The sequence below is a fragment of the Subtercola boreus genome, assembly GCF_003399635.1.
GTDB lineage: Bacteria > Actinomycetota > Actinomycetes > Actinomycetales > Microbacteriaceae > Subtercola > Subtercola boreus_B.
Genome location: NZ_NBXB01000045.1, coordinates 58,551 through 75,792, shown reverse-complemented (window position 1 = coordinate 75,792; position 17,242 = coordinate 58,551). Strand labels below are relative to the sequence as shown.

Annotated in this window: 26 protein-coding genes and 1 tRNA gene; 6 read left to right on the top strand and 21 right to left on the bottom strand. The window is 64.2% G+C overall.

Annotated features, from left to right (window positions below):
* Nucleotides 1–262 precede the first annotated feature (262 nt).
* From B7R22_RS17260 to B7R22_RS17245, 4 genes are all read right to left on the bottom strand, one after another.
* Nucleotides 263–335 (bottom strand) — tRNA-Trp (locus B7R22_RS17260).
* Nucleotides 336–575: 240 nt separating this feature from the next.
* Nucleotides 576–2,174, bottom strand: coding sequence for a phage portal protein (locus B7R22_RS17255; protein WP_116412930.1), 1,599 nt, complete (start codon nt 2,172–2,174; stop codon nt 576–578).
* A 20-nt stretch (nt 2,175–2,194) separates the two neighbouring features.
* Nucleotides 2,195–3,514, bottom strand: a complete 1,320-nt coding sequence (locus B7R22_RS17250; protein WP_116412929.1) for a PBSX family phage terminase large subunit — start codon at nt 3,512–3,514, stop codon at nt 2,195–2,197.
* The gene (locus tag B7R22_RS17245) at nt 3,498–4,013 is read right to left on the bottom strand and encodes a terminase gpP N-terminus-related DNA-binding protein (protein WP_116412928.1); all 516 of its coding nucleotides are present in this window, start codon (nt 4,011–4,013) and stop codon (nt 3,498–3,500) included. The genes B7R22_RS17250 and B7R22_RS17245 overlap by 17 nt, the downstream gene beginning before the upstream one ends.
* Before the next feature lie 142 nt (nt 4,014–4,155).
* On the opposite strand from B7R22_RS17245, the gene B7R22_RS17240 reads away from it, so the two are divergent.
* The 5 genes from B7R22_RS17240 to B7R22_RS17220 all read left to right on the top strand — a co-directional run bounded on the left by B7R22_RS17240 (nt 4,156) and on the right by B7R22_RS17220 (nt 6,428).
* A complete protein-coding gene (locus B7R22_RS17240) occupies nt 4,156–4,410 on the top strand; it encodes a hypothetical protein (protein WP_116412927.1) in 255 nt (84 codons plus the stop codon).
* A gap of 2 nt (nt 4,411–4,412) precedes the next feature.
* Nucleotides 4,413–4,784 carry an LPD29 domain-containing protein gene (locus B7R22_RS17235; protein ID WP_116412926.1) on the top strand — a complete coding sequence of 124 codons (372 nt, stop codon included), beginning with the start codon at nt 4,413–4,415 and terminating at the stop codon, nt 4,782–4,784.
* Nucleotides 4,781–5,068, top strand: a complete 288-nt coding sequence (locus B7R22_RS17230; RefSeq protein WP_116412925.1) for a hypothetical protein — start codon at nt 4,781–4,783, stop codon at nt 5,066–5,068. The genes B7R22_RS17235 and B7R22_RS17230 overlap by 4 nt, the downstream gene beginning before the upstream one ends.
* 50 nt (nt 5,069–5,118) lie before the next feature.
* Nucleotides 5,119–5,316: a hypothetical protein gene (locus B7R22_RS17225; protein WP_147305443.1), complete on the top strand. Its 198-nt coding sequence runs from the start codon at nt 5,119–5,121 to the stop codon at nt 5,314–5,316.
* 305 nt (nt 5,317–5,621) lie between these two features.
* On the top strand, nt 5,622–6,428 hold the full coding sequence (locus B7R22_RS17220) for a hypothetical protein (RefSeq protein WP_147305442.1): 807 nt from the start codon (nt 5,622–5,624) through the stop codon (nt 6,426–6,428).
* A gap of 6 nt (nt 6,429–6,434) precedes the next feature.
* Here the strand turns inward: B7R22_RS17220 and B7R22_RS17215 are convergent, their stop codons facing one another.
* The 17 genes from B7R22_RS17215 to B7R22_RS17135 form a co-directional block, all read right to left on the bottom strand.
* Entirely contained in the window at nt 6,435–6,659 is a 225-nt protein-coding gene (locus tag B7R22_RS17215; RefSeq protein ID WP_116412922.1) for a hypothetical protein, read from the bottom strand.
* 99 nt (nt 6,660–6,758) lie between these two features.
* Nucleotides 6,759–7,397: a 3'-5' exoribonuclease domain-containing protein gene (locus B7R22_RS17210; RefSeq protein ID WP_116412921.1), complete on the bottom strand. Its 639-nt coding sequence runs from the start codon at nt 7,395–7,397 to the stop codon at nt 6,759–6,761.
* Between the two features lie 412 nt (nt 7,398–7,809).
* On the bottom strand, nt 7,810–8,130 hold the full coding sequence (locus B7R22_RS17205; protein ID WP_116412920.1) for a hypothetical protein: 321 nt from the start codon (nt 8,128–8,130) through the stop codon (nt 7,810–7,812).
* 147 nt (nt 8,131–8,277) lie between these two features.
* Nucleotides 8,278–8,676, bottom strand: a complete 399-nt coding sequence (locus tag B7R22_RS17200; protein WP_147305441.1) for a hypothetical protein — start codon at nt 8,674–8,676, stop codon at nt 8,278–8,280.
* Nucleotides 8,676–9,191: a hypothetical protein gene (locus tag B7R22_RS19575; RefSeq protein ID WP_216363512.1), complete on the bottom strand. Its 516-nt coding sequence runs from the start codon at nt 9,189–9,191 to the stop codon at nt 8,676–8,678. The genes B7R22_RS17200 and B7R22_RS19575 overlap by 1 nt, the downstream gene beginning before the upstream one ends.
* Nucleotides 9,188–9,604: a hypothetical protein gene (locus B7R22_RS17190; protein WP_116412918.1), complete on the bottom strand. Its 417-nt coding sequence runs from the start codon at nt 9,602–9,604 to the stop codon at nt 9,188–9,190. The genes B7R22_RS19575 and B7R22_RS17190 overlap by 4 nt, the downstream gene beginning before the upstream one ends.
* A gap of 11 nt (nt 9,605–9,615) precedes the next feature.
* A complete protein-coding gene (locus tag B7R22_RS17185) occupies nt 9,616–9,981 on the bottom strand; it encodes a DUF4031 domain-containing protein (RefSeq protein WP_116412917.1) in 366 nt (121 codons plus the stop codon).
* Entirely contained in the window at nt 9,981–10,490 is a 510-nt protein-coding gene (locus B7R22_RS17180) for a hypothetical protein (RefSeq protein ID WP_116412916.1), read from the bottom strand. Before B7R22_RS17180 ends, B7R22_RS17185 begins: the two co-directional genes overlap by 1 nt.
* Complete coding sequence (locus B7R22_RS17175) at nt 10,487–11,323, bottom strand: hypothetical protein (protein ID WP_116412915.1); 837 nt, start codon at nt 11,321–11,323, stop codon at nt 10,487–10,489. Before B7R22_RS17175 ends, B7R22_RS17180 begins: the two co-directional genes overlap by 4 nt.
* Nucleotides 11,323–11,991 carry a molecular chaperone DnaJ gene (locus B7R22_RS17170; RefSeq protein WP_116412914.1) on the bottom strand — a complete coding sequence of 223 codons (669 nt, stop codon included), beginning with the start codon at nt 11,989–11,991 and terminating at the stop codon, nt 11,323–11,325. The genes B7R22_RS17175 and B7R22_RS17170 overlap by 1 nt, the downstream gene beginning before the upstream one ends.
* A gap of 2 nt (nt 11,992–11,993) precedes the next feature.
* On the bottom strand, nt 11,994–13,160 hold the full coding sequence (locus B7R22_RS17165; protein WP_116412913.1) for an RtcB family protein: 1,167 nt from the start codon (nt 13,158–13,160) through the stop codon (nt 11,994–11,996).
* 46 nt (nt 13,161–13,206) lie between these two features.
* Complete coding sequence (locus B7R22_RS17160; protein ID WP_147305440.1) at nt 13,207–14,127, bottom strand: hypothetical protein; 921 nt, start codon at nt 14,125–14,127, stop codon at nt 13,207–13,209.
* A gap of 154 nt (nt 14,128–14,281) precedes the next feature.
* Nucleotides 14,282–14,794: a single-stranded DNA-binding protein gene (locus B7R22_RS17155; RefSeq protein WP_116412911.1), complete on the bottom strand. Its 513-nt coding sequence runs from the start codon at nt 14,792–14,794 to the stop codon at nt 14,282–14,284.
* 164 nt (nt 14,795–14,958) lie between these two features.
* Nucleotides 14,959–15,339 carry a hypothetical protein gene (locus B7R22_RS17150; RefSeq protein ID WP_116412910.1) on the bottom strand — a complete coding sequence of 127 codons (381 nt, stop codon included), beginning with the start codon at nt 15,337–15,339 and terminating at the stop codon, nt 14,959–14,961.
* On the bottom strand, nt 15,339–15,758 hold the full coding sequence (locus B7R22_RS17145; RefSeq protein WP_116412909.1) for a hypothetical protein: 420 nt from the start codon (nt 15,756–15,758) through the stop codon (nt 15,339–15,341). Before B7R22_RS17145 ends, B7R22_RS17150 begins: the two co-directional genes overlap by 1 nt.
* Nucleotides 15,755–16,621 carry a hypothetical protein gene (locus B7R22_RS17140; protein WP_116412908.1) on the bottom strand — a complete coding sequence of 289 codons (867 nt, stop codon included), beginning with the start codon at nt 16,619–16,621 and terminating at the stop codon, nt 15,755–15,757. Before B7R22_RS17140 ends, B7R22_RS17145 begins: the two co-directional genes overlap by 4 nt.
* Nucleotides 16,621–17,007, bottom strand: a complete 387-nt coding sequence (locus tag B7R22_RS17135) for an HNH endonuclease (RefSeq protein ID WP_116412907.1) — start codon at nt 17,005–17,007, stop codon at nt 16,621–16,623. The genes B7R22_RS17140 and B7R22_RS17135 overlap by 1 nt, the downstream gene beginning before the upstream one ends.
* Before the next feature lie 26 nt (nt 17,008–17,033).
* On the opposite strand from B7R22_RS17135, the gene B7R22_RS17130 reads away from it, so the two are divergent.
* Nucleotides 17,034–17,240: a hypothetical protein gene (locus B7R22_RS17130; RefSeq protein WP_116412906.1), complete on the top strand. Its 207-nt coding sequence runs from the start codon at nt 17,034–17,036 to the stop codon at nt 17,238–17,240.
* Nucleotides 17,241–17,242 lie beyond the last annotated feature (2 nt).

The window sequence follows — 17,242 nt, the reverse complement described above, 5'->3', positions numbered from 1 at the left end:
CCTGGCCGCCAGCCCGTCCAGTGCATGGATGACGCCGGGCAGCTACCTCAAACGATCGGCGTGGAGGGAGGGACCTACTCGCGCACTGGCTACGGGACGTTCGACGGTCAGTGGACCTACGAGGATCCGATCGCTTATACATTCGATCCGGACGACCAAGCGGGGACGGTCAGGGGCGAGACCGTAGGGTGAGAGACGTCGATCCGTATGCCCGCCCCCGCAGTTCAGGGGTTAGGCCGGCTGCGCGGCTCTCTCGTGTCCGCGGGCCCCGCAGGGATCGAACCTGCAACCTCCCGGGTTGGAGCCGGGTGCTCTGCCAATTGAGCTAGAGGCACATGTCGAGTTCCGGGAAACCGGCCCATTTCGACAGGGTGAAGCAGTCGACGTCGGCCGACTCGTCGAGGCAGTAGTACCCCGTGAGACGGCCGCGACGGGCGGGCACCAGGTGGGCGCCAGTCTCACCGCAGCGAGCGCACGACACGATCACTCACCTGGGTCGCCGACGAACAGTGCCCACACGATCAGCCCTGCAGCGATGATCGCGGCGACACCGATGCCCGCGAAGATGAGGCCCATCAGGGCACCTCATCGGGTGGGGGCCCATCGCCGGTGAACGTCGTGGGGTCCGTCGACGGGGCGAGACCGTTCTCGACTCGGATCGCGTCGGCCTCTTCGTCGGCTTCCTGCTCATCGAGACCAGGCTGAGCCATCCGCACCTTCGTCCGGATCGACACGGAACGTGCAGCGTCGAGCATCTGGATCGTGCGTGCACGAGACTCGGGGTCGACCTGCGAGACCTCAGCGAACTCGATGTCGGGCAGATCCTCGATGACAGCGCCACCCTTGCCGGGGAACACGAACCCGTCGATTGCGAGCGCGGTCCGGGCGAGACGCGCGAGCGCCGGCCGGACGTACATGGCCTTCTTATCGCGGGTCCGCTCACTGTCGGTGCGGTCGTCGTTCACCTCGGTCGCGGTCTTCGTTCCCGTGTCGTGGATACCGAAATGTGACACCGAGTATCCGGCGGTCTGCGCGATCTGACGCTTCAGCGCCTCGATGGTGCCGAGATGCTCGTCGACGCGGATCTCGAACTGGGAGAGTGTGATCGTTCCACCCTTGCCGTCGTCGACGAGACCGCCGACGGGGGAGTAGATCTGCCGGCCCATGTCGAATGAGGCGCCCTTCCCGGGCCCGTTGAGGCGGAGGTACGACTCGGGGACGGTCAGACGGCCGGCACCGTTGTCGAAGTCGCGCATCAGCGATGACCAGATCCCGTTGATGCGGTCGAAGAGCGATTCGAGGCCGTAGAAGTCGGACCGGCCGAGGTTCGCGAGCACACCCTTCTTGTCCCACATTGGGTTGGGGAGCATGTTCGGGTAAAACTCGACCGCGAGCCACTGCACACCGGTGCGGACGACCTGGTCGAGGGTTTCCGCTTCGGGCAGGATCTCCTTGCCGGACACGTCGCGGATGGCGAGGTAGTGCGCTGTCTCCTCGATCGTGTCGAGGGGAACCTGACGGCCCTTCACGCCGGTCTCGCCCTTCCACAGCGAGTACGTGATGAACCCAGGTGTGTGGCGTTCGAGGAGACGGTAGGTGTCGTCTTCCTTCTCGTAGTCCGTCCACAGCGTCACGGCCGTCAGGCGGCCGTACTTGTACTCCGGGAGGGCGCAGTCAGCGCGGTAGGTGCGAAACCAAACGTGGTCGAGGACGGAGGCGTCCCACACGACACCGAGGTACGCGCCGCCGTGCGCTGCAGCGTACTCACCGGAGCGCAGCATCTCAGCGTGCGCCTCATCGGACGACATGATCAGCTCGAGGCGTTCCTGCGCGGCCTTCCGCTCCGGGGTCGCCTTCTCGTCGGTGGTGTCCGTCGAGTCGGGGAGGGTGATCTTCGCGGGCTCACCGAACAGCAGGTCAGCTGACAGCTGCGCGAGATCGCCGGCGACGGGGATGCCGAGCGAGGAACGGTTCTCGCCGGCGGGCACACCGATGGTCGCCTTCGCGATGACACCCTGCAGCCCACCGGAGTACCCGACACCGTTCCGCACGTGCGTGACAGGCGACCCAGCGTTGCCGGTGAGGAGCTCGAGCTGGTTCGAGTAGTACGCGTCGTAGATCGCCATCTGCTTCAGCGCGACATCGAACGGGGCGGGAGGGAAGGCGTCAGCCATGAGACTCCCATTCGTGTAGGTCAGGCGGCTTGGTCGAGCAGTTCGTAGGTCCACTCGGAGCGGGTGGTGTGGATGCCGTACCGGCCAGCGTCGAGGGAGTGGTCATCCTTCTTGACGACCTCGTCCTTGCCCTCGGCGGTGGCCTTCTCGTCCCACACGTACTCGGTGACTTCCGACTCCCAGCCCGCGCACTTCCCGGCGACGACAGCGAGGCGGTCGTTGGCGAGCAGAGACGCGACGGAGCCGATGCCAGCGAGCACATCGTTGTGAGCGGAGATGGGGGTGAGGTTGAACGGTTCCTTGCGGAGCTCCGCCTTGAACGCGGCGGCGGCCGGGTCGACGATGTGGTACTCCGGCTCACCGAGGTACTGCTGCGTCGGGTGGTGCGTCTTCAGGTTCACCCAGTTGACGTACCGTTTCGCCTGGTCGGATGGCGCCATGGTGAGCCCGTTGTTGTCGCGGGGGTCGTAGCGCCACTCGTCCATCAGGATCAGGCGGGGCCGAGTCTCAGCGGACAGACCGACCATGAGCCCGGCGGAGGCGTTCGAGGTACCGAAGTCAATGCCGTTGCCGAGGATCCGGGAGATGCGCGGCATCTGGTCGAACTGGATGACGTGACGGTTCGTGTCCCACATCGGGTAGACCGCGCCGGCCGCGTTCGTCCAGAGACCCTTGATCATCCGGTCGTAGAACACGCCCGCGAAGGAGCGTTCCATCTGCGCGACGTACCAGGCGGGCAGCGACGGGTTGTCGTACATCGTCATGTGGAAGTGGACGACGTCCTGCTTGTCGGCCTGCTTGATCCACTTCGTGCGGATGAAGTGATTCAGCGACGCCGGGTTCATCGTCCCGAGGAGACGCGCACCCTCGACGCGGAGGCGGGTGATGAGCATGTCCCAGAACGGCTCCAGCAGCAGCGTCGCCTCGTCGACGTACACGAGACCGATCGTCTTACCCTGAATGCGTTTCACCGAGGCGGCGTTGAGCGCGCCGACGAGGAGTACTTCACGGCCGAGGATCATCGCCTTCGTCGCGCCGGGCGTGTAGCTGATCTGGTCGACGATGCGGGACCCGAACAGCTCCACGTTCATCAGCTGCGTGAACACGTTCGTGTAGATCGTGTCGATGCTCACACCGACGATGACGATCAGACCGTTCGTGGGCGCCTTCGACACCGCGATGAGGAACGCGATCAGAGACGCGAACGTCTTCCCTGCCGACACAGCACCCGACCACAACGCGATGCGGCGAGCCTCACTGTCGACGATGGACAGGATCTGCGCGCGCGACAGCTTCGTGAGCAGGTACGCGAGGAACTTCGAGTCAAGCTGCATCGTCATCGCCGAGCGGAGTCTCGCCCTGCGCGCGCAGCATCTCAGCGGCCGCGGTCAGGTTCGAGGCGAACAGCTCGATGACACCGACCGTCTCACCGAGACCGCCGTTGTCCTTCTCCACGATCCGGGTCAGCTTGTCGAACGCGATCCCAGCAGTCACGACGATGGACCGCTTCACCTCGACAGGGGCAGCCGGGAGAGTGTGCTCAGCGTAGGTGTTGTCCTTCCCTCCGAAGCTGAAGACCAGATACTCCTCGTTGACCTCGTCGAGCATCTCCTCAGCCACAGCGGACATCTTCTCCGCCAGCCGGATCCGCGCAGCAACCAGGTCGACCACGTGCGCCTTCGTCGCCTGCTCGGTAGACGAGCGGTCGAACTCCAGACCTTCGGAGCGCGCCCACCGAGTGACCGTGGCCGGATCGAGGTCCAGCCGACGGGCGATCTCGTTGCGGCTGACACCAGCGTCGAACAGCTCGCGTGCCGCTGTGCGCGTTTGGATGTTCATCGGTGAACGGGCCACGGTCGATCACCTCGTTCACGGAATGGGGGCGGGCTCTCCGGCTCCTGGCCGGCTGGGCTGTGTTGGTCGTGTGACCGTGTTGTGCAACTGGGTTGTGATGTGTAACTAAGTTGTGTAACCCAGTCACATGACGACGAACGAACCGACCGAGACCATCGAGGCACGACACATCAAGGTCGGCGACACCATCCACTTCCAGACCTTCACCCCTGCAGGGCGCTGGAAGACCACCGACCACCTCGTCACCAAGGTCGAAGGCATCGTCACTCTCGTCGGCTACCGCCTGATCATGACCATCACCGCGGAAGGATGCGCCCGGCCGATGGAATACGCCGGCAGGGCACCACTCACCGTCACCCGCTCACACAACACGGAGGCCTAACCATGGACACCACGTACGACACACCAGTCACGATCGCTGCGGAGGCGCGCAAGGCGATCCGTGCCGCGTTCCCGGGACTCAAGTTCAGTCTCACCGGGACGAGGGGCACCGGCTACGGCTGGCTGCGACTCAGCTGGACTGACGGACCGACCGACAAGCAGATGCGCGAGGTCACCCAACCGTTCGACGTGAAGCTCGGGGGTCACGCCCACATCAACGCGTCCCGGAAGGTCAGCCCGGCCGCCGAGCGGTGGGCGCGTGACCAGATCGCCGCGCATCCTGGGCGTTGGGATCAGCCACACGACTTCGGTGGCGACTACTACGCGGTGCAGGCCTGCCTCGCTGTGGCGGACCTCACGGAGGTGGCGCTGTGAGCGAGTGCATGATCCTCATCGAGTCCGGCTACATCAGCCCGGCCGGTGACCGCCGCGTCGTGTCATCGAGCCTCACCGAGTCCGGGTGGGATTCCCCCGAGCAGGCGACGACCACGTGGACGCAGGGCGGCATCTTCAGGAACGAGAACGTAACGCCCTATCTCAACGGGTACGAGAAGGTCACGCCGGCCGCGGAGTCCGATCAGGCGAAGTCGTACCGGAAGCTACGGATCACGCAGCTGTTCAATCGTGTCTCGTTCCCAGAAGCCGAGTCAACGTCGTGACGATGCACCACTTCCTGCCCGAAGGCAACGCGGTTGTGTACCCTCGTGACATGGCCGATGAGATCGAAGAAATGCGTGCGCTCGGTGCCGAGCTGCGGGACGTCGACGCACGACGTGACGAGATCCTTGCTCGCCGGCGGGAGCTGACCCTCAAGGCTCGTGAGGCGGGCATCACCTGGCGTGCGCTGGCCGAAGCCGTGGGGATGACTCAGCACGGGCTGATCAAGGCGACGAACTCGGAGAAGTAGCTGCCGGGGGGCGCAGGTGCACCTCGGTGAAGTATGGACACCGTCGTGAGTGTCCTTCGAGAGCATGGTCTCGTTGACGCCCCACCGGAAGAGGGAAGGCCCGGGCGGTGTTCAGGCGCCCGGGCGGCTCATTTCCCGAAGGGTGGTGAGCTGCCAATGAAAAAGGCCCGCATCTCTGCTGGGCCTCATTCGGGACGGCGAAAGCCATCCAACATGTTTCATCTTCCACACTTTCCACATTTATTGCACGCCGAACGGCCCTTGCGGCGTGTCAGGCGTGAGATTCGCTGACTATGCTTCGGGACATGACAAATGGCGGATCGGCTGAGCATCGGTCTGAGGGGTGGTTGAAGCTTGATTCGGCCAAGGCTGGCATCTTGTCTTTCATCGCGGATGCTGGCGCGTACTTCAGCGAGGAACCACCACACGTTCGGTCAACCGCGGAGCAGACGAAGCGCTATGAGGTGGATGCCGACCCTCTTCCGCGCGAATGGGCCACAAACTTGAGCCACATAGTTCAAGATCTGCGAGCCTCGCTTGAGTACATTACTCAAGAGTTGGTCCTGAAGAACACCCCGACCGCCAACAGGTCGCGGACCCAATTTCCGGTGGCCACATCGGCAAAGGAGTGGAAGGATCAGTCTCGCTGGATGAACGGGGTCAGCGACGCTGTGGCGGAGTTCATCTACTCACGCCAGCCGTTCATCATGTCGCCCGACGAGCCATATCGAGACCCTCTTTGTGTACTCAACGTCCTGGCGGCCGTGGACAAGCACCGCTCACCGCTCCTTACTCTTGCTGTCGGAGACGACATCGACGTACGGTTCGAGGTGCTAAAGCTTCGGGGCAACGTTGCGCCGGCTGCGTTCTGGGGCAGCAATTTCAGGACCGAGGCGCACGTTTCATCACCGGAGGAGGGTTGGGAGGTCACGAACGTTGATGGGGTGGTCAATGAGATGGCGATGATTCAGCAGCTTCGCTTCCGGATTGCATTCAACCAGGAGACGGGTCAATACGAGGGCTGGGACGTGATAGAGACGCTCGCATTGATCGAGGGCTACCTACGGGACCAGATTTTCCCCCCGCTCGAAGGATTCCTAGTGGCGCGATAGCGAAGGTCAGGAATGTTTCGATGAGCCAACGGGTCGGCCTCGGATCATTCCGGCCTGTACGCGCCGCAGCTGCTTCATGCGCACGACGCGCCCCTCGGTCGAAAGGTCCGCATCGAGGATGTGTTCGGTGATCATCTTGTAGATCCGCGACTTTGAGTAGCCGGTGAGCAGGGCGGCGGCGGCGACGGTCGCGGTCACGGGGTCGTTGGGGAAGGCGGGCTGGTCGGTCACGCGGACTCCTTCAGGGGGTAGGGGTGATCGGTCTTCTCGTGGTCGCGCACGAGCGACGGGACGACGAACGGCTTGTCGCAGTATCGGCAGTGCCAGGCGTCAGGCACGTGGGCGCCACCCTTCTCGGATGATTCGAGCGACGATTTCGTTGGTCGAAACGTCTGACTCGCGAGCTGTCGCGATTACCTGCCAGATCGAGCTGCCGGCGTCCTCGCTCACGATGTCGGTCCGCACTGCCGCACTGAATACGTAGTCATGCATTCGCTTCAGGTGCTGTGCGTCGGCGAGAGCGTTGTGCTCATCCGCCGTCTGCTCAGGGAGTCCCGGGAGTCCCTTCGTCCCTACGACTTGCTTGAGGTCGTTGGTGAACATCGGCAAGCCGGCGGGGAGATCGATCATTCGCCCCCACAGCTGAGACAGCACGACGTGGTCGTAGGCCGCGTACCACGCCCAAAGCTCCGGCTCGCCGTGCTCCGTGAGAAACGCGTGGACCTCGAGTGCGATCTGCTGCCGCGACTTCCAGTGCGCAGCCTGCTCCCCGATGCGCTGGTCTGGGCTTCTGTAGCCGAGATGCGGGATGACGTTGGCTTGTAGCCACGGGTCGGCAGTGATTGCCTTCCAGTTCGCGTCGGTGCTCACCGCATAGTAGGTCGCTCCGTCTTCGCGAACGATCCCGATGCTGATGAGGTCGACGGTGCGACCATCTTCGAGGAATTCGGTGTCGTAGAAGTACTTCATTTCTTCTCCTCAGGGTTGTCGGCCCGCCAGGCGGCGAGGCAGTCTGCGCATGTCACGAACGAGATGAAGTTGACCCCCGAGACCCGGCGGAGACCGCAGTATGCGGCGCTCCCGAGGAACAGGTGCAGGGTGGTGGCCGTGACCGTCGCGGGAGCTTCGACCTTGGCGCCGTCCCGCCACCGCTGATCGGACCCTCGCTCATCGTTCTTCTCCTTGGGTAGAGGTGGGGGCGAACGGAGGCCAGTACGGCAACCGAGCCCGCGAGCAAGGAGCGCACCAAAGGTGTGGCTTGCCGGTCGAGCACGCTGCCTTGTCCGGTTGGCGGTCACCCTGGCAGGGGGTGATCAGGTCAGACTCCTCGAACAGAAGCACCGGCTCATCCGTGATCTTGTTCATCGCTGCTCTCCGTCCCTCATGGCCGGTCGTCGGTTCGGTCGTCGGAGTTGTCGGTGCCCGAACACGCGGGGCAATCCATGTAGGCATCAGGCGGCGAGCCGACGACACCCGTGTTCCCGCACGACTCGCATGCTCCGTCCTTCGATGGAGTGAGGAGGATCATTCCGCGCTTCAACCCGTCGTCAGCGACTGCGCGCTCGAGCGGTCCGGCGTCTGCGTACTCCGCGTCAAAGAGATCCTGCGGCACGGCCAGAGCCATGCGCTGTAGCTCTTTGCCCGCGAGGAGTTCGGTGAGGTCTCGTGCTTTCGATTCGTCGGTCATCTGCGGGTCGGTCATCGCTGCTCTCCGTCCTTGGGTGGGGTGAGGGGGTGGCGAGCCCTGAGGATCCGCGCAATCAGCCGGTGACAGAACCCGCCAACAGGGCTGCCTGGGCTGATAGCTTCGGTGCGCTTCAGGTCATCGAGGATCGACTCGCCGTATTCATCAGCCACGATCTTCCCCGCCCTGAGGTGGGGTGAACAGGACATGGGCCGGGAGAGCGTCTGTGAGCTCGGGTGTTGTCGTGTAGCCGTCATAGGTGCCCAGCCATGAAGAGGTGGTTTCCGACTTCTCGTAGACCTGCCTCTCTGCCGTACGAATCACCGTGTCCGGCGGCAGCGCATCCAGTTCTTCGATCGTGTACAGGTCCTTCGCGTCCTCCGCCTCCTGAGCGGCGCGAGACGCCGCGCGGTCAGCTTCGAGGTGGTCGAGGAAGAACGCGGCCAGCATCTCGACGGTGACGCCGGGTGAAATCGTGTCTACGCCGTTGATCCGATGCACCATAATCCCGCGGCTACCGTCCGTGATGAAGGTGCCACTGTAGCTTCTGCGCAAGTCGCTCATCACTGGCCGTCCTGGCACGCGCACGGCTTCTCAAGCCAGCACGTCTGACAGACGACAGCGGGCTTCTTCTCCGGCGCGTCGGGTTCGTCAGGTTCGGCAGGACGCTCGACGATGTGGTGCCAATGCTCCGTGGAGATGGGGATCTTTGCGACGGCTGGGGATTGGCGGGCGCGCAACCTCTCGAGGAGAGCTTTCTCCTCATCTTGGGCAGCGAGAACGAGAGCGCCCGCCTTCACCAGGTTCCCGTCGACGTCGGCCGTGGGTTTCCAGTAGGCAGGATCCCATGGCCACGACGGGGGAGCGAGAGTGAGCACGGGCCCGGCGAGGAGAAGCGTGGCCGCTTGGTACCGGTAGCAGCGGCTCGCGAAGCGCAGCTCGTCCGCCATTCCGATGTCGCTCTCTGCGGTGTATCCCTCTTCGCTGATCTGCCGGGCCCGCTCGACCTCGATGGGGTGTTCGAGGATGACGAGGATTCGGTCGACCTCGGCGTACACGGCGTCCGGCGCGACGCTCACTGCTGCCCGGTTTCGACGCGGAGGTCGGGGATGACCGCCTCCGGCTTGAACAAGACCTCGTAGTGGTACACCGACACGTCGACGGGCTTCTCCTGCAGCGAGAACCAGGTCACGTTGTCGGACGGGCCGAGGAAGTCCTTGATGTACTGGTCGTCGCCGATCTTGCACGTCACCGCGAGCGTGCCGCTTTCGAGGTTCTCGGCCTGGTCCACCGAGCAACGGCCCTTGACGGTCGCGATGTAGGTGTTCGTGATGCCGTTGTAGAAGACGATGGTCCGCTCGATGCGGAACTGCTCAGCCTCGGTCGAGAGGTTCTTGCTCACCGTTGCGGCGTCGGATGCGCACGCTGTCAGGCCGGCGGCGGCGAGCCCCGCGGCGAGAACAAGGGCGGCGATCTTGGTTCGGAGCTTCATGATGTGCTGCTTTAGGTTGGGGTGGATGGGTCGAGGATCTGCGCCTCGTCGTGAATGGTCAGGCGTGCGATGAGACCGCGGGATGCTTCGGGGTGGGCAGCTTCCCATCGCTGACGGCTGGCTATGACGCCGTCGCGCATGGAAACCTCGAGCGCGCCGGCGGAGACCGCGAGCTTTCGCTTGCTGAGGGTGACGTCGAAGTGTTCCTTCCACGTCCCCGGGTACTGGACCCAGCTACGCCGCATGCCGATCTTGTCGGCCATCACGAGCAGCTCCTCGGAGGTGTCCGCGGTCATGTGGCACCAGACACCTCGGACGACCTTGGCGCCGTTCGGCACGTCGGCCTTCGCGTTCATGTTGTCGACGTAGACGGCCATCAGATCTTTGCCATCGAGTAGAAGTGCTCTCCCGGATGGATGCCTCTCGGGTCCGACTCGACGATGCACGCACCTTCGTCAGGGTCGATGGCCCCGCACCGGACAACGACCGGTGCGTCCGTGAGGGGCCTGCAGCGAACGCTCATCGTGTCGAGGGCGCCACGCAGAGGACCGGCCCCGCGGTTCTCGAACTCGTGAACCGCCCACTGCAGCGACGGCGGCATGAGGTGCCAGCAGTCGTCCCGATTGGCCCCGACAAACGCGTCGTACCTTGCCAGCCACTGCTTGTTGTTGCCGGTGAACTCGTGAGCGACCCATCCGCCGGCGTCGCCTTCGTGCCAGGCAAGCACGTCGAGCAGATCATCCGAGCTGACTGTGACGGTCACCTGGAACGTTTCCGCCGGGAGGAGGCGGACGCGCGACTTGACGAGTGCAATGATCTCGTCGGCTTCAGCAGGAGACAGTGAACTGCCCTGCAGCGGGCGAAGAATGTGGGCGATGCCGCTCATGCGTCGACCGCCTGCGCCTCGCGGAATCCGGTGCGGGCGCGCTCCCGGTAGATGTAGGCCTTCACCGCGTTGACCGCGTCGAATTCCCAGTCGTCACGGACCTTCCGGAACGGGACCGAGAACCCGTGCACGCGGTCTCCTTTCCACCCGCCCGAAGGGTCGTAGTGGTCCGGGATGCCCTGCGGAGAGTCGACCTCAAGCACAGTCGACTTCACGGGCCGCTTCGACTTCGGGCGGCCGTACGACTGCTCAGTTATCGTCACCCGCGCGGAGTAGACGCCTTCCGGAAGGTCGATCGCGATGAGCGCCCACGCGCCGCGCTCGTACGTGTAGGTCCGGCTCCCGTAGATCCGGTCGAGCGCGTTGAGGCGGGCAGATCCCTCGCGCCACTTCGCGAACTCGTCTCTCTCCTGCCGATCCGGATGCGTCCAGAGCGACCAGTACAGGCACGACCCGCTCTCGCCGAAGATTCGCAGGGACAGATCGCGGCCCCCCCACTTGTGGGCCTTCTCGCGAGTGATCCAGTCGGCGAGCTTCCGGCCGTTCTCGATGCCCCAGAAGAACCCGGATCCGAGGATCGTCAAGTGCCCGTCGAAAGGCGTCTCGCTGGCGGCAGTCCCGACGTGGAACCGCATACTCGCCTCAAGCTGCGGCTTCCGGAGAATCGTCTCAAGGTGGCCTGCGAACAGCTTCGCCTTCCGCTCGTTGAAGTCGGGCTTGTTCTCGTCCGCCTCGGTGCCGCGCCACACCGTGATGAACCGGCGCATGTGGTGCAGGACACCGGCCTTCGTACGGCGTTCGTTCTCGTCGATGGAGAATCGGTGGATGCGCATCAGAGGTATCCGTTCTGCTTGAGGTACTGTTCGGCGGCCGTCACCCGTTGGAAGTCGGCCGATTCGCCGCCATGGTCAGGGTGGGTCTTACGAAGTGCGTCGCGAATGAGACGCTTCGTCGGCGTCTCGTCTGGGTCGTACCCACCTGACCTCTTGATGAACGCCCAAGCATCGCTCTTGCCTGAGAACCCCGCAGGCATGGCTCTGCCGCTCTCGATCGCCATGAATCCGCGGTACTGCTCGCCGTGCTTCGTCACGCCGTACCGGTCGACCTTCCGCAGTGCTTCGAGCGCCAGCGCGATGGCCCGGAGGTTGTCCTGCCATGTCGTGAACGTGTCGCAGGGGTAGGACAGCGCGCCCAGCTTCGTCCGGAAGGAGAGGATGACGCCTGGGTGCTCTGCTTTCGCGTCGGCGTACGGCTTGCCGTCGAGGCGGAACTTCTGCGGCGGGATCGCAAGCAACAGCTCGGTGTCGGCCGCGCCCAGGAACTCAAGCTCGCGGTCCAGTAGGGCGAGCGTGTCGGAGAACGGAACGGCGCGCTTCTGCGTCCACGACTCTCCCTCCTCGCGCACGTTGCGGGTGAACGGCGACGGCCGCCGGTTGACGGAATCGGTCAGCTGCCCCGGCCACTCCCGGATCGGGCCGACCGCCATGTTGTCGGGCCACATGATCAGTCGCCCTTCACATTGATAATCTGGCGCAGCGTGTGCCGGATCTCAACCAGGTCAGCTGCATCTGCCATGACGACGTCGATGGGCTTGTACGCCTGCGGGATCTCGTCGAGGAACGCGTCAGTGTGGCGCCACTCGATGCCCTCCATCGCGACGTCGAGCTGCTCGCGGGTGAAGGTCTTCCGGGCGGCCGTGCGCGAGTACTCCCGGCCGGCACCGTGCGGGGATGAGTTCAGGGCGAGCCTGTTTCCCTTGCCCGTGACGATGTAAGAGGCGGTTCCCATCGAGCCGGGGATCAACCCGGGCACACCGGCCGATGCGTCGATCGCGCCCTTCCGCGACAGCCACACCTGGTCGTCGCCCCAGACCTCAGGCACGGTGTAGTTGTGGTGGCAGTTGATGCGCTCCTGCTCACGCATGTCGACACCGACCCATTCCGAGAACTGGCGGATGACGCGGTCCATCATCTCCTCACGGTTCAGAAAAGCGAACCGCTGCGCCCAGTTCAGCTGCAGCATGTACGCCTCGAACTCGGGTGTACCTTCCACGAGATACGCGAGGTCACGGTCGGGGAGGCTGATCCAGTTTCGGGCGCAGTACTCCTGAGCGACCTTGATGTGGCTCTGCGCGATCTTGTTGCCGATCCCGCGCGACCCCGAGTGCAGGAACAACCAGACGTTGTCTCCCTCGTCGAGTGATACCTCGATGAAGTGGTTGCCGGATCCGAGGGTGCCGAGCTGCAGCTTCCAGTTGGCGGCGTAGCTGGCTGGGTCGAACCCCATCGCATCGGCCATGCTGGAGAGTTCGTCTATCTTCGGGGCGGCCGTTTCGAAGACGCGGGCGTTGTACCTCCCGGCCGAGAGGGGGATGGCCCGCTCGATCGCCTCGCGGAGCGCTGCCCGATCGTGCGGCAGATCGTCGAGGGTCAGCTGCGTGCGGACCGCGATCATCCCGCACCCGATGTCTACTCCGACGGCGGCCGGCATGATGGCGCCGCGCGTCGGAATGACGGACCCGACTGTCGCACCCATTCCGAAGTGCGCGTCGGGCATGAGCGCCAGGTGCGGGTGGATGAAGGGCATCTGCGAGGTGCGCTCGGCCTGCTCGAGTGTCTTCTGGTCGAGGATCGACGCCCAGTTGAACAGTCGCTTCGTGATCATTTCCATGCGTGTGTCTCCGATACTTGAGGATGAATGAGGTAGATCGTTCAGGTCAGATGGGAACTGAGGCGGCTTCGAGCTCAGCGGCCTTTTCCGCGTCCCTGACCGCTTGGCGGCGCAGCTTGTTCGCCTCACGGGCTGCGTCCCGGTCGGCGATGCGCTGCCGGCGGGCGTTGGCCAGCGCGGCCTCCTGAACCTCGACTCGAAGCAGCTGCAGGTCGAAGTCGATGAGACGCGGATCCCACAGCGCCTTGCAGTCCTCGTTCGAGCACTCGACGACGACGGGGCCGTTGTACTCGAGCGGGGGTCGACGGTTCAGGGTCATGTGCTGGCACGTCCGGCAGCGCACGTAGTGCACTCTCTGCGGTGCCTCATCGAACGGGAACCGCGCCATTGCGGTCTGCACCTTCGCGATGTACTCGACGGAGCGGATCGCGCCCTCGACCTTCGCGATGAGGTTCGGGAGCGACGCCTGGACGTACTTCGTCAGCATCTCCGTCACGAACCAGACCGCTTCGATGTTCGCCTCCGGGTTGAATCCGTTCAGGGACGAAGCGGTCACGTCGCGCTCTGGTTCCTCGACCTGCCAGTCAACGGAGTAGGCGACGGCCGCCGCGGACAATGCGATGTAGAGCTCGTCGGCTTCCATCCACGACGCGGGCACGATGACGCGGGAGCCCGGCGCGGCGCGCGTGGGTGTCTGGTCCCGGGGCCCAGACTCGATCGAACGCAGGTGCGAGATCAGATCGACGGATCCCGCGAGAGCGGCATCGAGCTTCTCCGCGCAGGATCCGCAGAGGAAGCCATGCTCGGCCGGATAGGGCAAGCAGCCGCGGCACTCGACGTTCGTGTGAGTGACCTGATTGGTGCGGTAGTCGAACCGGACGACGAAGCCGCTGCAGTTGTCGAGGTGCTCACCACGGATCGTGCACGACCGAAGCTCAGGAATGTCGTTTGTGATGCAGACGATCATGGTCAGTCCCTTCGCGCGGGGTGGCAGGTGCAGGTTGCGGGGGCCGCGGCCGAGTGACCGAGCGGGGTCTTGCAGCACGCCGGCGAGCATCGGCCCTGAGGGGGCTCGCGGTGCTCGGGCTTCGCCGGCGCCATGAGGACTGAGCGACCCATAGTTAGAAGGGGGTCTCGTCGGAGAAGCTGCCCGGGGTGTTCCACACATCGGAAGAACCGCCCGCAGGCGTGTTCCCCGGAGCGCTCGCGGCCCACGGTTCGGCACCGTTCGATGAGGGGGCCGAACCGGCACCGCGCGCCGTGCCACCGTTGACCGCACGTGTGACCTGCGCGGTCGCCCACCGCAGGTCAGGTCCGATGGACTCGATCTCCAGTTCGATGCTCGTTCGCTTCTCGCCCTCCTTCGTCTCGAAGGTGCGCTGCTTCAGATTGCCGACAGCGATGACGCGGGTGCCCTTCGTGAGAGACCCCGCGATGTGCTCCGCGAACTCCCGCCAGGCCGAGCATCGGAGGAAGAGGCCCTCACCGTCCTTGAACGCGCCCGAGGCCCTGTCGAACACCTTCGGGGTGGATGCGACGGTGAAGTTCACGACCGCGAGACCGTTCTGCGTGTACCGCAGTTCCGGGTCTCCGGTGATGTTCCCGACGACCGTGATGTGGGTCTCGCCTGCCATGATGACGCCTCTCAGATGCTGCGGTGCGGCTGAACAATTGCCCGAAGGGCCGGGAGATTCTGGCGTCTCCCGGCCCTCAACAAACCGACTCTTTGAGTACAAGCGGTGGAGGATTCGCGCGGCAAGCGTCAGTCGATGGTCAGTCCGGAATCCCGGACAGATGTTCATGAGGCAGCTTCGAAGCTTTCGCTCCGAGCCTTGGTCACGCTGAGCGCGTGTATCGCGATCTCCAGTTGACGGGCAGTGAAGAACATGGCTGGCTTCCGCGCCCTCGCGGGCTTCTCCCGGACCGGTGACCGCTCAAGCACCACGCCAGTCCGGCGGGCTTCTTTGATAGCCCAGGCCGCCTGATTGCCGCGAGACGGAACGTCCGTCGGGAGGGCTCGCAACCAGTCGAGGCCCTCGGCCACCGTCGAGAACATGTCGGCCCTGCAGCGCGCCATGTAGGCCTCGAACTTGATCGCGTTCCACTCTTCGCGCTCTGCGAGGAGCTGGCGGATCTGATCAAGATCAGCGCACCACTGTGCAGCCTCCGCCCGCTTCATCAGGCCACCCCGTAGCTGCGGTCGATCTCGAAGCCGGCGTCGGCGAGCTGCCGATTGTAGATCGCGCACTGCTCCTCGAACTTGGCCGGGTCATTCGCCGCCGCCACCATCGCCTCGAAGTTGTCTGGCTTCGGCGCGGTCTGGCCGCCGCGCCACGAACGCTTCGAGTCGTCTGTGACCGACGGTGCCGAGGCTCGTTCCGCGCGGTCCTGCCGGATCCTGCGCACGTTGCCGACGACGTGAGCGGCGAGCAGGTAGACCGTTGACTCCTGCCGGTGCATCGTCACCGCGGCGATCGCGTCCGCGAAGTCGAGACCGCCGATGTTGTCCCACCACTCCTTCAGGGAGTTTGCGTCAACCTGCCTGCTGTCGCCGAGCTGGATCTTGGTGACGACCTTCTTGAGTTCATCTGGGCTCATGATGTGATTCCTTTCGGGCCGAAGTCAGTTGGGAGAGAGAGCGTGGACAACGCCCGTTCTGTCGGCGTTTGCTTCCGGGCATCCTGCGGTTGCTTCCGGGCGGCGGCTTCCTGCATCGCCTTGGTCTTCAGCTGGTCGAATTTCTCGCGCAGCTTCGGCATCGACATGACATTCGACTGCCAGAACTCGTTCTGCTGCGACCACTGCATGACCCACTCGATCTGCTTGGCGGTGTAGCCGTCGAGCCGAATGAGGCGGTCGCACGAGAGCCACCAGGTAGTCCCCACGACGCCGACCTTGTTGCCGTTCAGTCGAACGAGCTCAGCGAGCGTGTCGCAAAGTCGGATCACGTCAGCCGAAAACCTCTTCGCGTCGGAACCGTCAGGTTCGGACGAAGATCCTTCTACTTCGTCAGAAGTAGAAGGTCGGGATGGGTCGGGATGGGTCGGGTCGGGAGGGCCGGACACCCCATGGGACGATTCCTCCTGTCCCACGGTCGTCCCGCTGGGACTGTCGCTCTGATTTGCGCCCTTCTTAGCCCGGTACGACTCCTTACGCTGTCGCTCCTTCTCGCGATTCGCGTTCACCTCCAAACGAGAAGGCTGGTAGTCGGACCAGTCATGGAACACGTAGCCCTCTGCATCCTCGACCCAGAGGCCAGCCTTCACGAGCGCCACCGCGAGCGACTCGTCCGCGCCCCACTCGTCAATCATGAAGTTGGGCACGTGACCATCTGTGAGGTGCTTCGCGCACCATGTGCCAGCAATCGTCCACAGGCCCACGGCAGCCATTCGCGACGACCTCGGAATGCTCAGCACCTTTGGGCTGGTGCTGAATCCGTCGTCGACCTTGAACCAGGCCATCAGCGCACCGCCGATGGATAGATCGACTTCACGTCACCGTCGTTCGTGAGCGTGACCTGCTTGCCGCGGTACGTGACCTCGACAGCCGCGGGCTCGCCCCCGGACCGGATAGCCCAGCCAAGCAGCTCGCCCTCGTCACCGGAGTGCGCGATGCCGTGGCAGCCGGAGTGGTTGCCTGACCCGCAGAGGTGCAGGATGTTCTCGATTCGGTGGGAACTGCCCTGGCGGCCACGGTACAGACGGTGATGCATCTGGGTCGCAAGTCGCAGGCCGCAGCCTTCGCACGTGCCTCCCGAGCGCGCGCGGACGTTTGCCTTCGTGTGCTCGGGGATCTCTTTCGGTTCCTTCTTGCGATGCTGGTACGGCACCTTCGGATGCGGCTTCATGCGAAAGCCCCCGATAGAGTTCGCTCATGCCCAATTCGAACTATGTTCTGACCTACGCCGGCCACGATTTCCTGCTGACGAGTAGCGACGGTGAGACCCTCAAAACGGCAATCAGCAGGGCTGAGAACAAGGTCTTTTTCTGGCGCTTCGTACCTGCTGGAGAGGGCGAGCACGTGCAAATCACGATCGGCGCAGGCATCCCGCTGATCCTGAGGGTCGCGCCCATTCAGTAGCT

Excerpts from the sequence above, each read along its gene's own strand:
- B7R22_RS17250 (WP_116412929.1), bottom strand. The coding sequence starts at position 3,514 with ATGACGATGCAGCTTGACTCGAAGTTCCTCGCGTACCTGCTCACGAAG.
- B7R22_RS17240 (WP_116412927.1), top strand. The coding sequence starts at position 4,156 with ATGACGACGAACGAACCGACCGAGACCATCGAGGCACGACACATCAAG.
- B7R22_RS17165 (WP_116412913.1), bottom strand. The coding sequence starts at position 13,160 with ATGGAAATGATCACGAAGCGACTGTTCAACTGGGCGTCGATCCTCGAC.
- B7R22_RS17155 (WP_116412911.1), bottom strand. The coding sequence starts at position 14,794 with ATGGCAGGCGAGACCCACATCACGGTCGTCGGGAACATCACCGGAGAC.
- B7R22_RS17235 (WP_116412926.1), top strand. The coding sequence starts at position 4,413 with ATGGACACCACGTACGACACACCAGTCACGATCGCTGCGGAGGCGCGC.
- B7R22_RS17210 (WP_116412921.1), bottom strand. The coding sequence starts at position 7,397 with ATGAAGTACTTCTACGACACCGAATTCCTCGAAGATGGTCGCACCGTC.
- B7R22_RS17160 (WP_147305440.1), bottom strand. The coding sequence starts at position 14,127 with ATGATCGTCTGCATCACAAACGACATTCCTGAGCTTCGGTCGTGCACG.
- B7R22_RS17175 (WP_116412915.1), bottom strand. The coding sequence starts at position 11,323 with ATGCGCATCCACCGATTCTCCATCGACGAGAACGAACGCCGTACGAAG.
- B7R22_RS17135 (WP_116412907.1), bottom strand. The coding sequence starts at position 17,007 with ATGAAGCCGCATCCGAAGGTGCCGTACCAGCATCGCAAGAAGGAACCG.
- B7R22_RS17190 (WP_116412918.1), bottom strand. The coding sequence starts at position 9,604 with ATGAAGCTCCGAACCAAGATCGCCGCCCTTGTTCTCGCCGCGGGGCTC.
- B7R22_RS17130 (WP_116412906.1), top strand. The coding sequence starts at position 17,034 with ATGCCCAATTCGAACTATGTTCTGACCTACGCCGGCCACGATTTCCTG.
- B7R22_RS17255 (WP_116412930.1), bottom strand. The coding sequence starts at position 2,174 with ATGGCTGACGCCTTCCCTCCCGCCCCGTTCGATGTCGCGCTGAAGCAG.
- B7R22_RS17140 (WP_116412908.1), bottom strand. The coding sequence starts at position 16,621 with ATGGCCTGGTTCAAGGTCGACGACGGATTCAGCACCAGCCCAAAGGTG.
- B7R22_RS17200 (WP_147305441.1), bottom strand. The coding sequence starts at position 8,676 with ATGAGCGACTTGCGCAGAAGCTACAGTGGCACCTTCATCACGGACGGT.
- B7R22_RS17245 (WP_116412928.1), bottom strand. The coding sequence starts at position 4,013 with ATGAACATCCAAACGCGCACAGCGGCACGCGAGCTGTTCGACGCTGGT.
- B7R22_RS17205 (WP_116412920.1), bottom strand. The coding sequence starts at position 8,130 with ATGACCGACCCGCAGATGACCGACGAATCGAAAGCACGAGACCTCACC.
- B7R22_RS17170 (WP_116412914.1), bottom strand. The coding sequence starts at position 11,991 with ATGTGGCCCGACAACATGGCGGTCGGCCCGATCCGGGAGTGGCCGGGG.
- B7R22_RS17185 (WP_116412917.1), bottom strand. The coding sequence starts at position 9,981 with ATGGCCGTCTACGTCGACAACATGAACGCGAAGGCCGACGTGCCGAAC.
- B7R22_RS17180 (WP_116412916.1), bottom strand. The coding sequence starts at position 10,490 with ATGAGCGGCATCGCCCACATTCTTCGCCCGCTGCAGGGCAGTTCACTG.
- B7R22_RS17145 (WP_116412909.1), bottom strand. The coding sequence starts at position 15,758 with ATGAGCCCAGATGAACTCAAGAAGGTCGTCACCAAGATCCAGCTCGGC.
- B7R22_RS17220 (WP_147305442.1), top strand. The coding sequence starts at position 5,622 with ATGACAAATGGCGGATCGGCTGAGCATCGGTCTGAGGGGTGGTTGAAG.
- B7R22_RS17225 (WP_147305443.1), top strand. The coding sequence starts at position 5,119 with ATGGCCGATGAGATCGAAGAAATGCGTGCGCTCGGTGCCGAGCTGCGG.
- B7R22_RS17150 (WP_116412910.1), bottom strand. The coding sequence starts at position 15,339 with ATGAAGCGGGCGGAGGCTGCACAGTGGTGCGCTGATCTTGATCAGATC.